This window comes from Anaerolineales bacterium, from assembly GCA_015075625.1.
Lineage (GTDB): Bacteria > Chloroflexota > Anaerolineae > Aggregatilineales > UBA2796 > UBA2796.
In genome coordinates, this window is sequence record JABTTZ010000002.1 from 442,194 (window position 1) to 458,918 (window position 16,725).

A 16,725-nucleotide genomic window follows, 5' to 3' on the forward strand; every position below is an offset into this window, starting at 1 on the left:
CCGCCCCCGTACCAAACAGAGTCTCTAACGCGGCATCAGGTTGTTTTCGATATTCCCCGCCGCATTGGTGAATTGATCCACGACCCATCCGCTTAGCCCATCGGGAGTGCGCACGACATTCCACCAGCGCAGCCCGTTGACCACCTGCGGACCGCTCTGAATGATTACCACATCGCCCGGACGGAGCAGCCCAACGACGTTATCGGCAGCAACGGCTGGCTGCCGCCGGACGTTCACATTGCCGCCCGCTGGAACATAAGCCTGCCCGCCAACCACCAACCCTAAGGGGTTATTCCCACTTGTCCCACTGATTGACCCCGCGCCGGTGATTTGGGCGGGAACAGCGACGAACGCGCTCCCCGTGCTGAGAACAGGTTTCATCCCATTGCCCGCTAAGAAGAAGGGATAGCCCGGCTGATTGGGCAGGGTGGGCGTCAGACCAATCCGCCAAACAGGAGCCGCCGCCAACGCTGCCGCCATCCCGTTGGCGCTGGCGAGGATCATCTCCGCGTCGGAGGTGATCAGGGTGAAGGCGATCAGGTTCGTTTGGGTGCTGGCGCTCAATGTGCCAAAGGCGAACCCTTCTGTTGTGTAGAGTGTCGTAGATGCGCCGCCCGTTGCGGGGACAGTATGCAGCCCAAGGCTGTTGACCGCGCCGTTCCCGCCAGAGATCGGGTCAAGCCCACTGCCCGGCGGCGGGCTGACCGTGCGGGAAAGGACATTCGTCGTGTAAACAAGTGTCGCCCCGCCGGGTAGCCACACGACGCGATCCACACCGGGGAGGGTCGCCAGCGGCGTAATCGCGCCGCTGACCAAGTCAATGATTGCCAAGCCAGTCGACGTGGGGCTGCCATCCGCCGCAAACTGAACGGCGGCAATCTTCAAGCCATCAGGCGAGAGGGCGAACCGTCCATAGTTCGGCAGCGTCCAGCGGACGGTGCCATCAAAGCCCGTCAGCGCCATGCCCCGTCCGGTGCAGTTTGTCGTGTGGAGAATCCCCTGTCCGGTGTAGACGAGGCGTTTTTGCGACCCTTCATAGCCGGTATCCATCATGGCACGTTGGTAAGCGGCGCTGTAACCACCTCCGCCGCAGCCAACGCCAAAGGCAAAACTGCCCGCAACAAAGGGCTGTCCACCAGTTGCTAGCACGCCCTGCACTTGGATCAGTACATCGTTTGGGTTGGTTGCCGAGGGCTGTCCGGTAAAGACGGGATAAAGAACCGACGTCCCATCCAGCGACCACGCAACCCCGATCTCGGTCATGATTCCCGTTGCCACGCGGAGCGGTGCGCTGCCCGAGGTGGCGACATAAAGTTCTTGGCTGTTTTCCGTCCGCTTCGTGAAGGCAAAGCGCGAGCCATCGGGCGACCACGTGAGGTTGTCATAATAGGCGTCTGCCGTCCAATAGGGGCTGGCGGCGTCACGTCCGCCGTTGGCATCACCCGTCACGTTTGTTGCTGGCACGTTCGGCGCAGCTTGCAAGACACGCACATTGCCACTGTCGCCCACATAGGCTAAAACGGGGATGTTATAGGTTGTCGTTGTAGTTGTACCGAGCGCTTCCACCGCAACTTTCCCACCCGCGACAGGAATCACTGGCGGCGGCGCGGTGGGATCTGCGCCGCCTGTTGTCGCCCCAAGCCCCGTCCCCGTGCAGTAGAGGATCACACCGCCATTCAGCGTTGTGCGGTATTCGTAGCTCCCCACGTCACGCAGGGTGATATCGACCTTCCAAGCGCGGGTGACGCCCGGCGCTGCCCCCGCCCCAACGGTGCAGCCGAGGTTGTCGTTGCTCACGGCGACTTCTTCCCAAAGGTACTGCCCATCCATCCGTCGCCAGCTAACGCTTTTCCCAATGCGGCTGCTCAGATCATTGAAAATGGCGTCAAGGATGGTCTCGCTGGGACCGCCTTGCGCACGAACAGGCGAGGTCAGAGAGAGGAAGGGAACGCACAGCACCAGCAGTACTGCAATGGGAAACGCACGTCGAAAAGAATTGGTCATTCCAGACTCCTTTTGAAAGAACCTAATCACCCTCGCTGCTCTTGCTTCCATGATAGCCCATTTTTGCGCGGCGGGGCGTATTAACGTGAGCAAAAAGGGAAATAAAAAACGCCCCTTTACAGGAGCGTCTTGAGCCACCTTCGGGACTTGAACCCGAAACCCCTCGCTTACGAAGCGAATGCTCTGCCATTGAGCTAAGGTGGCAAGGGACATATCGATTGAGGGTAATTATAGTGACCTCCCTCATTTGCGTCAAGGGCAGAGGCGTGCTGTTCCCCCGCCCCCTAGCTTGTCTCGGCGTCGGCGTTCACATCCAGCGGCACATCGACCTTCGCCGCAATGTCTGTCGGCTTGAGGGTGGGCTTAGAGGGCGGTTGGGCGGCGGGCTGTGCTGGAACAGGGGTCGAAATGGGCGTGACCGGATTCGAGGGTGCCGGCGTTGTGGCGGGGACGGCTGCCGAGACGTTACTTCCGCCGCGCATGATCTCTCGATCTTGGACGATCTTGTTGATCCCGTTGCGGACGATGTTCATTGTTTTCAATAGGTGGGATTCAAACTCGCGCAGCACATCCAACACATAACTATCGGCATCAGAGCGGATTTGCTCAGCATCCAACCGCGCCTGTTCGATGATCTGTGCGGCGCGGTTTTGTGCCGCTTGGGTGATCGCGTCCCGCTGGATGAGCATTTCGGCTTTATCCTTCGCCTGATCGACAACGCGGGCGGCTTCTTCGCCTGCCTGTGCCATGAGGCGATCCCGCTGCGTCAGAATGCGATTTGCCTTGTCGATCTCCTCTGGAACGGAGATGCGCATCTGATCAATAACTTCTAAGGCGCGTTCCTCATCAATCAGGGTCAATTTCGTCAACCAAACATGACGTCCCTCATCGATGAGTTCTTCCAGCCGATCTACAAGGTGCTGAATATCCATAGCCGGTCAATCCCCCCCCGCGTTGGTATGGTATAGGTATGATTTAAGAATCACCCAAACTGATCACGTAATCGCGCTCAATTCCATTTTGGCGCTGTTCACTAAATTTTTGCCCTAACGCCTCGCAAATATGAGACGGCGCCATGCTGGAGACATCCCCGCCAAGTGAGGCAACCTCGCGCACGGTGCTGGAACTGAGATGAAGGTGACGCTCATCGGCAATGAAGGTGACCATCTCAATTTCTGGCGCTAGGCGGCGGTTTGCCAGCGCCATGCGGAATTCCAACTCAAAATCAGAAAAAACCCGCAAGCCGCGAATGATCGCATACGCGCCAATCTTTTTCGCATAGTCTACAGTCAATCCGCTGTAGGATGCAACCTTTACGTTGGAAAGGGCGTGCAGGGATTTCTCCAACATGGCAACGCGCTCATGGACATTGAACAGCAGTTTCTTCGCCGGGCGGTCATAAACGGCGACATAGACTTCCTCGAAAACCCGCGCCGCTCGCGTCACAATGTCAATATGCCCAAAATGCGCTGGGTCAAACGAACCCGGGTACACCCCGCGACGAATAGCCATCTTTTTTCGTTTCCTCTCCTTCTCTTACCTTTAAGGGTATCGTTAAATTTTAAATTTCGCACATCGATGAATCACTGGAGGTGTGCGGACGCCCTCTAAGGTGTCCCTACAGGGGGATGCGGCGGCGCAGTGGGCAACAACAGGGGATCACCCCTCCACGCCAACGACTCGTGTCCCGCAGAAAAAGCGGTAAGTCTCCACCGTCCCTTCCTCACTGTAGCCGCTCCATCCCCATGCCGGACGGGGGGCAAAAAGGTTCAGGCTCATCATGCTAGAGCCGTTCACTTTGACCCCGCCCGCATGGACGCGCCGCCCAATGCGCATGGCGCGTTCACTATCGCCGGCAAAGAGATAGCCCTCCAACCCGTAGGGGGTGCCGTTTGCCAGCGCCAGCGCCTCGTCATCGGTACGGAAGGGATGTACCGTCCCGATGGGTCCGAACAACTCATCTTGAGCATCGGCGGGGTGAACTCCAGTGATTAACGTGGGGGCGAGGTAATTCCCCCCTTCGGGGAGCGGTGTTGTGCTGTGTGTCGTGCCGCCCTTGCGTTGCAGCGCCTCGATCTGCCCACGCAGTTTTGCCACATGGCGGGAGTGGATCAGCGGACCCATCGCGCTTTCGGAGGCAAGTGGGTGACCAACCTTTACCCCGCGCAAGCGTTCCAAGACCATCTCTAGCAGACGCTCGGCAATCGTTTCATGGATGATCAAGCGCCCTAACGCCCGACACCACTGCCCATTCAGAGCGGTCATCAGGTTCACTATACCCGCTGCCGTCTTGTCCAGATCGGCATCCTCTAAGACGATCACTGGATTGTTGCCGCCAAGCTCCAACTGGGCGGGCTTGAAATCTGCCGCGCACGCCCGTGCAATTGCCCGCCCGCCCTCCAACCCGCCAGTGAAACTGATCGCCTTGATGCGCGGATCGGCAACGAGGGTCGCCCCTTGCGCTGCCGCCCCATGCACAATCTGGAAAACCCCCGGTGGGAGTTTCGCCGCCGCCGCTGCCTCAGCAAAGACATCGCAGCCCTGGGGGGCGAATTCTGAGGGTTTCAAAATCACCGGACAGCCCGCCGCCAGCGCGTTAGCGACCTTGTGTGCCGCCATCGGTGCGGGGGCGTTCCAGGGGACGAGTGCCAGCGCCGGACCCCAAGTCTGGCGATGGATCTCCGTCGGATTGCCGTTCGGTCCCTCCATGATCAGCGGAGCGGCGTGCGCCTCCATCTGTTGGATTGCCAAATGCCATGCCCCGCTGACGATGATTGTCAGCATACTCGTTGTGCCGATTACCGCCCCTGTCGTGCGTGATTCGAGTTCAGCAATCCTTTCCTTGCGGGAGTCCAGTTCGGCGGCGAGCGCGGCAAGATACGCCGCCCGCTCCGAGAGGGGTAGCCCCGCCCACGTCCCCTCGCTGTGGACGCGCCATGCCGCCGCCAACGCCCGTTCAAGGGCGGCATCGTCCGTCGCCCGCATGGGCTGAAGACGCTCCGCAGTGGTGGGGTCTTCTAACCATGTCTCAAGGGTGCGGGTGGGGGGGGCTGTCTGCCCGTCGATGTAATCGCGTGGTTCAGGCAGTGGCGAGGTCATCAGCACGGTATCCTTATCTCATCTAAAATCTACGTTAGTATAGATAGGGGTTATGCCGTTGCCCTCATCCCCCGGCGACCCGCCTTCGGCGTGTACCCGCTCTCCCACTGGGAGAAGGGGGAATCCATTTTTTGAGGGGAAGCCCCCTCACCCGCAGAATCGCTCCTTCTTTTCCCGCAGACAGGGAAAGGGAGCGGGGGGACTGGGGTTCTGAACTAAAAACGTCGCCACAGCCTAGTTTGGTCACTTTTGAGTTTACCCCTTCTTGGCAGATGTTCCTTTTCTATTTGCCGACACGCCTTTTAGCGGCGGGATGATGAGCGATCCCGTTTTTTCCTTGTGGGGGTACTTCGCTTCGGACAAGCCTTATCTGGCAGCCCCACCCGCGCTAATCCTGAATCAGGTATTTGGTGCGGAACGCCTCGGCATCAAGCACCCCTTGATCGGCGGCATCAAAGGGGATTCCGTTGGGCATCGTCGCGCCGGTGAATTCCACCTGCTGAAGGTTCAGCGCGTTCGCTAACTTTGCCCCTGTTAAGTCCGCGTGGGAAAAATCAACCCGTTCAAGGTTGGCGCGGCTGAAAATCGCCCCGCGCAGCGTGGCATAGAGAAAACGCGCCCCACGCAGATCGGCATCGCGGAAATCGGCAGCATTCGCCGTCGTCCGATTCAGGATCACATTGCGCAAGCCGCAGCCTTTCAGCGCCGCTTCTGTCCAATCCGCCTCGCTAAAATCCTTCGATTCCAACAGGCTGGCATCCTTCGAGAGCAGCCCATCGACGTTCAGTTCAAGCAGGGCGCGGTAGGTATCGACGCGGTTTTTGCTTCGCGCTTGGAGCAGCAGTTTTTGGACATCACGCTCGGTCTGAAGACGCTTTTCCACCCCGTTCAAAAGCCAATTGAACAAGAGGAAGGTGATGAACGTCCCTGCCATGCCCGACCCAAAATTGAGGGCGAGATCAGCGATCTTTGATCCGCTCTGGTCAGCCAACCCCCATGCGGTGGGGACGAGGGTCAGGATGAGCAAGACGCCGCCAATAAGCAAAAGCCACCGTTTGTTCATGCCGTTTCTTTCTGTTTAGAGGCTGCCCTGCGCCCTATCATTCGGGGATGTAAGGCGCTTCGGCGTGGATCGCCCCAACGAACACGCCCAAATCGGTATGCCCCAAAAGTTGGCGGATCGCCTGCGACTCCCCGATGTGATACCAATAGTGATACGTCATCCGCCGCAGCATCGATCCGATGCTTTCGGGGAGAGACTTTTCGTTCAGGGTGAAGTGGGTCGTCAAAAGGTCGGTGGTGATCGTCTCTAGGAAGGGGTCGGCGGCAGCCGTGATCGTCCGCCAGACCTCCCACATAGCGCTGATCGACGGTGTGCTGGCGGGTTTGCCGAATCCAGCATCGTTCACGTCGGGAAAAGGGGTCTGTCCTTGCGCCGCCGTCAGCCAATAGCGCTGTTCTTGCCACGACAAATGGGCGACCACCCAACCGAGGGAATTCATTGGCTCAATGCGGCGGAAACCGTCTTCCTCGCTGATTCCTGCCAGCGCCCGTTGAAACTCGCTGCGGGTGAAGCGCAGTTGCAAAACAAGGGGATGGGTCATGGTGTGCGGGTAGTCCTTCTGTGTGTTCGTAGGGGACGGTGGGGCGTCTTTACTTCCGTCCAAAATCTGCCGGATTTTCGCCCCAATGAGAAGTTTCCCACTTGAGGACGGGACTGCTGTACTCATGTTCGTTCAGCCATTTTTCCGCCCTCTCCACAAGTTCGAACAGGGTATCGTTCGAGGCGCGGCGCAGATGGGTTGTCTTGCATTTTTTCTGGCGCACCCAACTGATTGCTGTGCGGGAGTCACTGTAGACGGGGGTAGTCTTGCCCGCCTTTGTGAGGAGGGCAAGGGCGTGAACAATCGCCAAAAACTCCCCGATGTTGTTCGTCCCATCGGGGTAGGGTCCCACGCGAAAAAGTTCTTCTTTTGTATAGGTGTCCACCCCCCGATATTCCACCGGACCCGGCACGCCCGCACAGGCGGCATCCACCGCCCAACTGTCCCAGATCAACTCTGGCAGGGGGGCTGTACGGGCGGTGCGCACCACATGGGCTGGTTTTGCGGCGGGCTGCCCTTCGGCGGAAGGGGGCGTGCCTTTCTTGATGTACGACTCAGCGGGCTGCTCAAAGGCTGCCTTTGCCTCGGCAAGGGAGAGGAACGCCTTATGCCGCGCCTGAGGAAAGCCCTTTACCTGTGCCTCACACGCCGCCCATGTCTCGTAGATACCCGGGGTGCGCCCCGCCCAGACGACGTACCATTTTTTTACGGGTTTCGCAGCCATAATACCTTTCTGGGGAGGTGCTAGGATAAAAACACGCCTGTAGGGGCGACCCTGTGTGGTCGCCCACCATCTCATCCGGCACGCCCTACAGCACCAAAAATTCACCGTTCTCGTAGAAGGTTTCACCATCAACACGGATCACGCCACCATCGCGCATGTCGCAGATCATGTCCCAATGGATTGCCGAATGGTTCACTGCGCCGGTGCTGGCATACGCCTTCCCCAACGCCATGTGAACCGTCCCCTGAATCTTCTCATCAAAGAGGATTTGCCCTGTGAAGCGATTCACCCCGCGATTCGTCCCAATAGCAAATTCGCCCAGACGCCGCGCCCCTTCATCGGTATCGAGGGTGGCGAGTAGAAACGATTCGTTCTCGGCTGCCGTCGCCTTCACGACGACGCCATCCTTGAAATGAAGTTCTGCCCCGCGCACGATATTCCCATTGTAGATTGCCGGATAGGTGAAGCGCACCCACCCGTTCACGCTGTTTTCGACGGGTCCGGTGAAGATTTCGCCATCGGGAAAGTTAAATTTCCCGTTGGCGTTTTCCCAAAGGCGTCCTTCGGCGCTGAAGGTGAGATCGATGTTTTTGCCTTGCACATGGAAGGCTTTCTTCCCGCGCAGCCAGGTGATCAGCTTGTCTTGCATGGCGGAGAGTTCGTGCCAAAAGCGAAGCGGGTCTGGCTCGGCAACCATGCACGCCCCAAAGACGAAATTTTCGTAATCGGTCTCGCTCATGCCGGCGTCGCGGGCATAGGCGGGCGTGGGGTAAAGGGTTGTGCAGCGGCGGAGCGTTCGCGCTGCCTCCCGATCCATCTGAATGTTGATGATCCCTCCTTTGGAGCGCATGTACGCTTGTTGTTTTTCGGGTGGGAAGGCGACCAACGCGCCGGTTTCTTCTTCCGCCTCAATGCGCACGATGCACGATGCTGTTTCGTACATCAGCTTGAGCATCGGATTTAGGCGTTCAATCTGCGCTACCGCGCCGTGTTCCAACAAAACGACGCCCTCGCCGCTCATGTGGACGTAATTGAACGGGACGCCGCCTGCCTTGAGTGCCTCGGCGGTGAGCGCCCGCATAAGCGGCTGCGCCAATGGCGAAGTCCCTCGGAATAAACAGACCTCGCCGGGTTTGACCGCCAGCGAATAATTCACGATCACTTCCGCCATTTTTTGAGTGCGGGAATCCATAAAACCACCTTTAGAGACTGCAAAATCAAGAAGATGTTTACGCGCTGTAGCTTAGCATGAGGGGTAAAAAGTCGCAATGCAGGGAGGGTGATTCAAGCTATCCGCCGCGCATCGGAATGAAAAAAGCCAGAGTTTCTCTGGCTTTTTTGGTGGCTTTGCGGGGGTAGGATTCGAACCTACGACCTCCGGGTTATGAGCCCGACGAGCTGCCACTGCTCTACCCCGCGATATAGGTGGTAGTATAGCAGAGTCATCGCCTGTGTAAAGGGGGAACTTTTGGTAGAACCCGATCCCGCGCCGATCTCGCAGATGGAGATTCTGCGCACCTTTTTGATCTTTGGCTTGCTCAGTTTTGGCGGACCCGTCGCTCACCTCGCCTTTATGCAGCGTGAGTTGGTAGAGCGCCGGAAGTGGCTGGACAACGACGAATTCTTAGAGGTCTTGGCGGCGATCAACCTTGTGCCGGGTCCGAACAGCACCGAAATGGCGTTCCATATCGGCTTGCTGAAGGGCGGGTTTTGGGGGCAGATGATGGCTGCTATTGGCTTTGTCTTGCCCGCTGTCGTTTTTTCGGCGGTGGGGGCGGCAATTTATGTGGCGGCGGGGACGCTCCCCCGTGAATCCATCCTGTGGCGGTTGGTACAGGGGATTTTGGTGGGGATGAAACCGATCATCCTTGTCCTGATCGCTAGTGCCGCGCTGCGTCTCGGCGTGAAGGCACTGGATAACAGGGCAATGCGCTTTTTGTTTGGTTGGGCGCTGCTGGTCACAGCCCTGACCCTTCCCCCGCTGATGGGTCTTATGGGGCTTGCCCCCCTGCCGATCTCCGAATTCCTTTTGCTGATCCTGTGTGGAGCGCTGTACGTGATATGGCGGCGGCGGCTGAGTGCGGGGGTCCTGTGGTGGCTGCCCTTTGTGGGTGTCGTGGGACAAGTGATCGAGGGGATCCGCCCCACTGCCCTTGATCTTTTTGCCCGCTTTGTCCTCATTGGCGGAACGCTGTTTGGGAGCGGGTTTGTCCTTGCCAGTTATATGGAACGTGCGTTTGTCCTTGAGACAGGGTGGCTGACCCAACAACAGCTTTTGGATGCGCTTGCCATTGGGCAGGCAACGCCCGGTCCTGTCCTCAGTACCTCGGCGGCGGCGGGGTTCATCATGACGGCGACGCCCAACAATTTATGGGCGGGGGTGATTCCGGCGTTGGCATCGGCGGTGGGAGTGTTCCTTCCGGCATTTGTGATTGTCTTGCTGTTCGGGCGGGTAATTCCCTATGTGCGCCGTTCGGCGGCGGTAATGGACTTTTTGAAGGGAGTCAACGCGGGCGTGATCGCCCTGCTGGTAGGGACATTCGTCACCCTAACATGGGGGACGCTGCTCGTCGGCGGGGGTGTGGAGTGGCTCTCGGTAGGCTTGTTGGGGGCGGCTTTTCTCGCCTCGGAACGGTGGCGGTGGTCAGCGCTGCGCTTAGTGGGGATGGGAATCATTGTCGGCGTGATGCGGGCGTTTTTGGGGTGGGTATAGGGTGATGCGGAGGGCGGACGCGCCATAGTCCGTCCCTACAAGGGCGCGAGGGCGGTTAATCCCCAGTGAGGTTGGGCAGCCCCCCTTGATACCAGGGCGGGTAGGGGGTAATCGGCTGGTTGTAGTAGGACTCAATAATGCGGCGGACAATTGGCGCGGCAATGTACGACCCTTCGTTGCTGCGCTCGGCAATAACGACAACGGCAATCTCCGGCTCGTCGGCGCGTTTGCCGGCGAATGCCGCAAACCATGCATGAGGAAGTCCGCCCGTCTCCGCTGTTCCCGTCTTGCCACAAATGACCGCCCCTCCGTCGTAATCTTTGAAAACGAAATACGCCGTCCCATAGCGGGCATCCGTCATCACGGCGCACATCGCCGCACGGATTCCCTGCAAAACGCCGGGCTTAAAGGTCAACTGTCCATTGGCAATCGGTTCGGCGGTGTAACTAGGCGCGCCAATAATCCCCACCTCTCGCACCAACAATGGTTGGTAAAGCGTCCCGTCGTTGGCAACTGCCGCCACCATGCGGGCAATTTGCAGCGGCGAGACGACAATATCCCCCTGCCCAATAGCGGCGTTCAGGGCGTCGCTGCCGCGCCACGCCCGCCCCGCCACTTGCGGGTAGGTGGCGGGGTTGGGGATATATCCGGGCGCTTCGGCAATATCCCGAATCCCTGTTGGTGCGCCAAACCCCATCCGCAAGGCATGGTCGATCAGCGTGTTGGGGTCGCTCCCATTCAGCGACCAGGCGATATGCCACATGTAGATGTTGCACGATCCGGTTAATGCCTGCGAAAGCGTGATGGAGCCGTGCTGACGCTGATCGGTGTTGGCGATCCAGTCTTTTCGCTCCCGATCCCCAAGCCGCGTCCCATTCCAAATGCCGCCACAGTAATAGCGCTGGTTCAGGGTGAACGCCCCGCTATCCAAGCCCGCCGCCACCGTGACGATCTTAAACACCGATCCCGGCGCATACTGCCCCAACGCTGCCCGATTCAACGTTGGCTTGCGCGGGTCGTTCGTCCACTGGCGGAGCAGCGCCTGGGCGTTTGGGAGCGCCGTGTTGGGGTTGAAGGCATCCACATCAAACGTGGGGTAACTGGCAATAGCAAGCACTTCCCCTGTGCGCACATCCAAAACCACCGCCGCCCCACCGGGCGAATATTGCCCCCACGCCGATTCCTCCCACGCTTCTTTTAGGGCATTCTGGACGACAAGCTGAAAATCACGCTTTAAGGTGAGATAGACGCTTTGGCTTGGGATCGCCGGAATCGAGGCGAGGATGCGCGTCTTCGCCCCTAAACGCAGGCGCAGCGTCACTTCTCCGCGTCCGGCGAGGGCGGATTCCCAAAAACGCTCGATCCCATCAATCCCAATGAGGGCATCGGGGGAGTAGCCTCGTGCCAGCCATTCATCAATCCGTTCCGCCGGAATCCGCCCCACATAGCCAACGACATGGGGGGCAAGCCCGCCAGCAATATAGCGCCGCGCCGGACGATTGGCGTATTCCAGCGTGCAGTGTTGTTCGAGAAAAAGGTGTTTTTCTTCAAAAACCTCTAAGGAAAGGACGCCGACCTCGTAGGCAAAATCGCGCCCGGTGGCAGCCCCATAGATCGTCTTGAGTCGTTCGGCGCTCCGCAGCGGAAAGACCTCGGCTAAGGCGGCGAAACAGCGTTCCGGGTCGTTCGTCGGGTATTTCTGCGTGCGCAAGGTGACAACAATCAACTGCCCATTCTGATCGGCAATGGTGAAGCCATCCCGATCATAGATGTTCCCTCGGTTGGTGGCAGTGGTGATCACCTCCAGCGCTGCGCCGTCTTTGAACTCGCTGAAGATATAGGCGGGCGTCCATGCCAAGCGCCAGCCTTCGGGCATGGCGACGAATTGCAGCAGACGGGCGCTGTCGGTGAATATGCCGAATAGGTCGGTTTCAATGTGCAGATCGTAGGCGATGTCGGCAAACGTCCCTTGATGAATGGCGCTCGTCAGGGTGTAGGTCAGCCGCTTTAGGGTGAGCGTTTTTGCCGTTGCCCGATATTCCCGTTCAAACCCATCGCGGCTGTAGGCGTCTTTGCTGTTTGCCGTTAGCAGGGCATACATGGCGTCAAAGTTTTCCGCTGCCCATGCGTTCAGAAAATCGGCGGCGGCACGCTGCGCCTCGATCAAGGGGAGGCGTCCGACGGGAATGAAGGGCGTCGCCGCATCGGGGGCGGCGGGGTTCGGGCGGCAGGCAGAAAGGATCAGGGCAAGCGCCATCATGAGACTAAACAGGGAAAGCGGGCGGCGGTGATTTGGGTGGCAGGTGGATTGCGTCTGCGCCATGCGTTAGACTCCAGGAAACATCTGATTTGGATTGTACCCAACCCACCGAAAGAGACCATGCCCACACCACACCCCCGCTTGTTCTCCCGCCGCGAATGGCGTATCGTATCGTTCGCGGCGGCGCTGATCATGCTTTTGACAACGCTCCCTTATCTGGCGCGGGCAGCCGCCACACCCGATGGGCGTCAGTTTGGCGGGTTTGTGATTGGCAGCGAGGATGGAAACTCGTATCTGGCAAAAATGCGCCGAGGGGCAAACAGCGCATGGCTGTTCAGCCTTTCTTATACGGCTGAGCCGCACGCCCCCGCCCCGCTCTTTCTGCTGCACCTTGCGCTTGGCAAGATCGGCGGGGCGATCACCCCCCCAAGTGATCCAAACCACTGGCGGACACTGCTGCTGATTTACCATGCGGCACGCCTGCTCTTTGGCTTTCTGGCACTGATCATCACCTACCGTTTCGCCGCCGCCTTCATCCGCCCCCGCCCGCAGCGCTGGATCGCCTTTGCGCTGATCGCCCTCGGCGGTGGGTTGGGATGGCTAATCCTGATTGGGGGTGAGGCAGCCTTTGACCGCTACCAACCGCTGGACATGATGACGCCGGAAGCCTTTACCTACCTCACCTTGTATGCCTTCCCTCACCTCGCCCTTGCCCGTGCCGCCCTGTTTGGAGGGTTGTTGTGCCTGTTTCGGGCTGCCGCCCTTCCCCGACAAGGGGCGTTCCGATGGGCGTTAGCGGCAGGGCTGTGCTGGTTGATTATGGCGGTGCTTGTTTCGTTTTACACAGGGGTGATCGCCGCTGTCTTAGGCGGGTGGGGCGTTCTGCTCTGGCTGCGAACGCGCCGCCTTTCGCTTGGGCTGCTGTGGCGCTGTATGGTGGCGGGCATTCTCCCCGCTTTGTGGACGCTCTACAGCGCCCTCTCCATCGCCCGCGATCCGGTCTTGGCGGGGACGCTCCAAGCCCAAAATGTCTTGCTCTCACCGCCGCCGCTCAGCCTGTTGTGGGCATATGGTATCCTCGCCCTGTGTGCGCTTCCGGCGCTGGCGTTGGCATGGCGGCGCGGTGGACGCGATCCGCGTTGGCTGCTGCCTCTGGCGTGGGTGATCCTGACGCCCTTCTTAGCATACGCCCCGCTTCCCATTCAGCGGCGCCTGCTAGAGGGGGTGTGGGCATCCTTCGTCATCCTCGGCGTGATCGGGCTGCGCCTGTGGTGGATTGCCTTGCGGCGAGCGCTGAAACGTCGCATCCGGTGGGCGTGGCGGGTGGGGGTGACGGGGATCGTCGTTGTCAGTTTGCTGACGCCCTTTCTGGTCATGGGTTTGGCGGCGTTCGGCTCAGCAGGCGCAGGGGGCATCGATCAACTCTATCACCCCGATGGGCTGCTCGCCGCGCTCTATTGGCTGGATAGTCACGCCGAGGCGGGGGCTGTTGTCTTGGCAAGCACGCGCCGCGTGGGGAATCTGCTCCCCGCTTTCGCTGATGTGCGTGCCTACATTGGGCATGGGGTGGAGACGCTGAACGCCCTAGCCAAAGAGGACGCCGTGAGCGCCCTATACGCCGGAAGGCTCTCTGAACAGGAGCGTTCCGCCCTGCTCGCCAGCGTCGATTATTGGCTGTTCACCCCCGCTGATCCGCCGCCGCCCGATGTGGGAAGGGTCGTTTATGAGGCTGAAGGGTATGTGATCCTCACCCTTAGACCCCGCTGAACGCCGAAAAGCCACCATCGACGGGGAGGACGATTCCGGTGACGAACGCCGCTGCCGGACTGCACAGCCAGATCAGCGCTCCGATCAGATCGTCCGGGCTGCCAAAGCGTTTCATCGGGGTATGGGCGTGGATCGCCTGCCCACGCGGGGTGAGCGTCCCATCGGGGTTGTGGAGCAGCGCCCGATTTTGGTTTCCCACGAAAAAACCCGGCGCAAGGGCATTCACGCGGACGCCCGCGCCGTACTTCCGCGCCAGTTCCACCGCCAGCCAACGGGTGAGGTTTTCCACCGCCGCCTTTGCCGCGCTGTAAGCGACGACACGAGTCAGCGCTCTGTCTGCCGCCATCGAGGAGATGTTCACAATGCAGCCGGCGCCCTGCGCCGCCATTGTTGCGCCGAACACCTGCGAGGGTAAGACCGTCCCTAGCCAGTTTAGATCAATGTTAGCGCGGAGCGCATCAGGATCAAGATCGAAGAAGGCTTTGTCGTCGGGGACAGTGGCGTTGGGGCTGTTCCCGCCAGCGGCATTGACCAGCACATCAATCCGCCCCCATCGAGCGAGGATCACCTCCCGATCTCGTTCTAGGGCAGGGCGGTCTAGGACATCGGCGGTGAGCGCCAGCGCCTCGCCGCCAGCCGCCGCCACTTGGGCGGCGTTCGCCTCCCCCCGTTCGACATTCCGATCCAGAAAGACGACTCGCGCTCCGGCACGCGCCAAGCCGTGCGCCATCGCCCCGCCGAGAACGCCCCCCGAACCTGTGACAAGAGCAACCTGTTCGCGCAGGGAAAATAGGGACGTGAGGTAAGCTGATTCAGATTCAGAGGTCATGTGGTGTGCCTTTCTAAGCGTGAGGTTCTGGGTAGGACAAAAGCCAGCTAAAGTTACCCTACAAATTCGTTCAAAACCCCCTCGCCTGCACCAATGTTCTATCGCCCGCCGTTATTAGCGGTGTGTCCGCGAACTAGGGTGTGTTGACAATGTAACCTCAGGAATCCCGCCGCTAAAGCAGCGGGCTGAAAGCAGTCACCCCTTCGGGGCTTGCCCCCATCTCGTAAACAGAGGTAGGGCATCCCTCCCCCTTTCCCCGCAGACGGAGAAAGGGGGCAGGGGGTTCTTCTACAAATCACTGTGGCGGACGACTAAAGCGCACTGAAACAGTAGTAGAATGCTATACTCCCTATACGAGTAGCCAAATCGTCCTTGCTTGGTATGAGAGTGCTTCCCACTTTTAGAAGCCACCGGGGACGATGTGTTTATCTTCCTCGATCCGCCTTATTGGAAGACAACAAATTCTCGACTCTACGGGGTGAATGGGGTGCTCCATACAGGGTTTGATCATAGTCGTTTTGCCGAAGCCGTAAAGTCGTGTCCCCATCGCTGGCTAATCACCTATGACGATTCCCCCTCTATTCGTGATTTGTATCAGTTTGCTGCCGTATCCTCTTGGGAATTGCAGTATGGCATGAATAATGTCAACCAAGCGACAGCGCCACGCGGCGCAGAATTGTTGATCAAAAACAAGCACCCTTCCCCTTAAACCTCACCCTTGCTATTGTAGAACTTTTGTGCTATACTTTCTCCCGAAACACTGCGCAGTGTTGTTTCGTTCCCAAGAAGCATACCGAACGGTATCACCTTCCCAAAGGTTACGCCAGCACCTTTCCAAGCGACCTAGCCCGCCTAAGTAGCCACCAAGCCCGACTTCCCCTCTCCCAAAGGAGAGAGGGCAGGGGGGGTAGGGAGGCGGAACGACGGCAAGACCGAGTTCGTCCAGCGGTGAATGTCGCCCGTCGGGGTGCTGCCCCCTACGAAACACCCACACTCAGCCTACCCCCACGCGGGGTGGGCTGTTTGTGCTGCCTTTCCACCCCCCCGCGAATAAATCCCGCTGTGGTACAATTCCTCCCATGCCGATTCAACCGTACACCGCGCCGGAAACGCCCGATCTCTCTATCCTGATCGTCGCTTGGAATGTCCGTGACGATCTCCGCGCTTGCCTTCAGTCCATCCGCAGCAGCGTGGAGGATCCACCCCTCCGCGTTGAGGTGATCGTTGTCGATTCAGCGAGCGCTGACGGCACAGGCGAGATGATCGAGCGCGACTATCCCGCCGTTCATTACCTTCCTCATGCAGAAAATATCGGCTTCACACGGGGGAACAACCTTGCCTTGCAAACGGCGCGAGGGCGCTTTTTGCTGCTGCTCAACCCCGATACGCTCATCCTCGGCGCGGCGCTTTGCTTGGTAGAGCCGAGATAAACAGGTGAACATGATCGGGCATCACTTCCAGCGCCTCAATCGTGACCTGCCGTTGTTTGGCTTTTTCCTGAAGCAAGTCGCGCAAATCCTGCTCTACGGCGCCCACCAGAACCTTGCGACGGTGCTTTGGACACCAGACCAGGTGATATTTCAGCGCATAAACTACGCCTGTACTACGGCGATATTCGACCATAGGTACAGCATAGCGCGACATTTGATATTTTATAACTATCAGCCACACAGAGGAGAAGAAGTGGCGAAATTACCTATGGTTATCGGATGATCGCCTAAATGC

General features: G+C 59.1%; 15 protein-coding genes and 2 tRNA genes. 4 read left to right on the forward strand and 13 right to left on the reverse strand.

Annotated features, from left to right (window positions below; translation table 11 throughout):
* Nucleotides 1–24: 24 nt before the first annotated feature.
* The 10 genes from HS103_10555 to HS103_10600 form a co-directional block, all read right to left on the reverse strand.
* Nucleotides 25–2,004, reverse strand: a complete 1,980-nt coding sequence (locus HS103_10555) for a PD40 domain-containing protein (protein MBE7513241.1) — start codon at nucleotides 2,002–2,004, stop codon at nucleotides 25–27.
* 132 nt (nucleotides 2,005–2,136) lie between these two features.
* A tRNA-Thr gene (locus HS103_10560) sits at nucleotides 2,137–2,208 on the reverse strand.
* Between the two features lie 80 nt (nucleotides 2,209–2,288).
* On the reverse strand, nucleotides 2,289–2,936 hold the full coding sequence (locus tag HS103_10565) for a hypothetical protein (protein ID MBE7513242.1): 648 nt from the start codon (nucleotides 2,934–2,936) through the stop codon (nucleotides 2,289–2,291).
* 43 nt (nucleotides 2,937–2,979) lie between these two features.
* Nucleotides 2,980–3,510, reverse strand: coding sequence for a pantetheine-phosphate adenylyltransferase (coaD, locus tag HS103_10570; GenBank protein MBE7513243.1), 531 nt, complete (start codon nucleotides 3,508–3,510; stop codon nucleotides 2,980–2,982).
* A 153-nt stretch (nucleotides 3,511–3,663) separates the two neighbouring features.
* The gene (locus HS103_10575) at nucleotides 3,664–5,103 is read right to left on the reverse strand and encodes an aldehyde dehydrogenase family protein (GenBank protein ID MBE7513244.1); all 1,440 of its coding nucleotides are present in this window, start codon (nucleotides 5,101–5,103) and stop codon (nucleotides 3,664–3,666) included.
* A 388-nt stretch (nucleotides 5,104–5,491) separates the two neighbouring features.
* Entirely contained in the window at nucleotides 5,492–6,166 is a 675-nt protein-coding gene (locus HS103_10580; protein MBE7513245.1) for a pentapeptide repeat-containing protein, read from the reverse strand.
* 37 nt (nucleotides 6,167–6,203) lie between these two features.
* Entirely contained in the window at nucleotides 6,204–6,707 is a 504-nt protein-coding gene (locus HS103_10585; GenBank protein ID MBE7513246.1) for a DinB family protein, read from the reverse strand.
* Nucleotides 6,708–6,756: 49 nt separating this feature from the next.
* Entirely contained in the window at nucleotides 6,757–7,431 is a 675-nt protein-coding gene (locus tag HS103_10590) for a viroplasmin family protein (protein MBE7513247.1), read from the reverse strand.
* 85 nt (nucleotides 7,432–7,516) lie between these two features.
* Nucleotides 7,517–8,623, reverse strand: a complete 1,107-nt coding sequence (locus HS103_10595) for an aminopeptidase (protein MBE7513248.1) — start codon at nucleotides 8,621–8,623, stop codon at nucleotides 7,517–7,519.
* Between the two features lie 155 nt (nucleotides 8,624–8,778).
* A tRNA-Met gene (locus HS103_10600) sits at nucleotides 8,779–8,850 on the reverse strand.
* Nucleotides 8,851–8,899: 49 nt separating this feature from the next.
* Here HS103_10600 and chrA point away from each other — a divergent pair.
* Entirely contained in the window at nucleotides 8,900–10,144 is a 1,245-nt protein-coding gene (chrA, locus tag HS103_10605) for a chromate efflux transporter (GenBank protein MBE7513249.1), read from the forward strand.
* 55 nt (nucleotides 10,145–10,199) lie between these two features.
* Here the strand turns inward: chrA and HS103_10610 are convergent, their stop codons facing one another.
* Complete coding sequence (locus tag HS103_10610; protein MBE7513250.1) at nucleotides 10,200–12,467, reverse strand: hypothetical protein; 2,268 nt, start codon at nucleotides 12,465–12,467, stop codon at nucleotides 10,200–10,202.
* Nucleotides 12,468–12,524: 57 nt separating this feature from the next.
* Between HS103_10610 and HS103_10615 the strand changes: the two genes are divergently transcribed.
* Nucleotides 12,525–14,171, forward strand: coding sequence for a hypothetical protein (locus HS103_10615; GenBank protein MBE7513251.1), 1,647 nt, complete (start codon nucleotides 12,525–12,527; stop codon nucleotides 14,169–14,171).
* Here the strand turns inward: HS103_10615 and HS103_10620 are convergent.
* Nucleotides 14,158–15,000, reverse strand: a complete 843-nt coding sequence (locus tag HS103_10620; protein ID MBE7513252.1) for an SDR family oxidoreductase — start codon at nucleotides 14,998–15,000, stop codon at nucleotides 14,158–14,160. The two genes, HS103_10615 and HS103_10620, sit on opposite strands and share 14 nt — an antisense overlap.
* A gap of 421 nt (nucleotides 15,001–15,421) precedes the next feature.
* Between HS103_10620 and HS103_10625 the strand changes: the two genes are divergently transcribed.
* Both HS103_10625 and HS103_10630 read left to right on the forward strand, forming a co-directional pair.
* The gene (locus tag HS103_10625; protein MBE7513253.1) at nucleotides 15,422–15,709 is read left to right on the forward strand and encodes a DNA adenine methylase; all 288 of its coding nucleotides are present in this window, start codon (nucleotides 15,422–15,424) and stop codon (nucleotides 15,707–15,709) included.
* Between the two features lie 370 nt (nucleotides 15,710–16,079).
* Nucleotides 16,080–16,430, forward strand: a complete 351-nt coding sequence (locus HS103_10630) for a glycosyltransferase (protein MBE7513254.1) — start codon at nucleotides 16,080–16,082, stop codon at nucleotides 16,428–16,430.
* Here the strand turns inward: HS103_10630 and tnpA are convergent.
* The gene (gene tnpA, locus HS103_10635; GenBank protein ID MBE7513255.1) at nucleotides 16,390–16,644 is read right to left on the reverse strand and encodes an IS200/IS605 family transposase; all 255 of its coding nucleotides are present in this window, start codon (nucleotides 16,642–16,644) and stop codon (nucleotides 16,390–16,392) included. The genes HS103_10630 and tnpA overlap by 41 nt on opposite strands.
* Between the last annotated feature and the right edge of the window lie 81 nt (nucleotides 16,645–16,725).

What these genes read in the sequence shown, in the direction of transcription:
- HS103_10555 (MBE7513241.1), bottom strand. Translation starts at nt 2,004, where the DNA reads ATGACCAATTCTTTTCGACGTGCGTTTCCCATTGCAGTACTGCTGGTG.
- HS103_10565 (MBE7513242.1), bottom strand. Translation starts at nt 2,936, where the DNA reads ATGGATATTCAGCACCTTGTAGATCGGCTGGAAGAACTCATCGATGAG.
- HS103_10575 (MBE7513244.1), bottom strand. Translation starts at nt 5,103, where the DNA reads ATGACCTCGCCACTGCCTGAACCACGCGATTACATCGACGGGCAGACA.
- HS103_10580 (MBE7513245.1), bottom strand. Translation starts at nt 6,166, where the DNA reads ATGAACAAACGGTGGCTTTTGCTTATTGGCGGCGTCTTGCTCATCCTG.
- HS103_10585 (MBE7513246.1), bottom strand. Translation starts at nt 6,707, where the DNA reads ATGACCCATCCCCTTGTTTTGCAACTGCGCTTCACCCGCAGCGAGTTT.
- HS103_10590 (MBE7513247.1), bottom strand. Translation starts at nt 7,431, where the DNA reads ATGGCTGCGAAACCCGTAAAAAAATGGTACGTCGTCTGGGCGGGGCGC.
- HS103_10595 (MBE7513248.1), bottom strand. Translation starts at nt 8,623, where the DNA reads ATGGATTCCCGCACTCAAAAAATGGCGGAAGTGATCGTGAATTATTCG.
- HS103_10610 (MBE7513250.1), bottom strand. Translation starts at nt 12,467, where the DNA reads ATGGCGCAGACGCAATCCACCTGCCACCCAAATCACCGCCGCCCGCTT.
- HS103_10615 (MBE7513251.1), top strand. Translation starts at nt 12,525, where the DNA reads ATGCCCACACCACACCCCCGCTTGTTCTCCCGCCGCGAATGGCGTATC.
- HS103_10620 (MBE7513252.1), bottom strand. Translation starts at nt 15,000, where the DNA reads ATGACCTCTGAATCTGAATCAGCTTACCTCACGTCCCTATTTTCCCTG.
- HS103_10630 (MBE7513254.1), top strand. Translation starts at nt 16,080, where the DNA reads ATGCCGATTCAACCGTACACCGCGCCGGAAACGCCCGATCTCTCTATC.
- tnpA (MBE7513255.1), bottom strand. Translation starts at nt 16,644, where the DNA reads ATGTCGCGCTATGCTGTACCTATGGTCGAATATCGCCGTAGTACAGGC.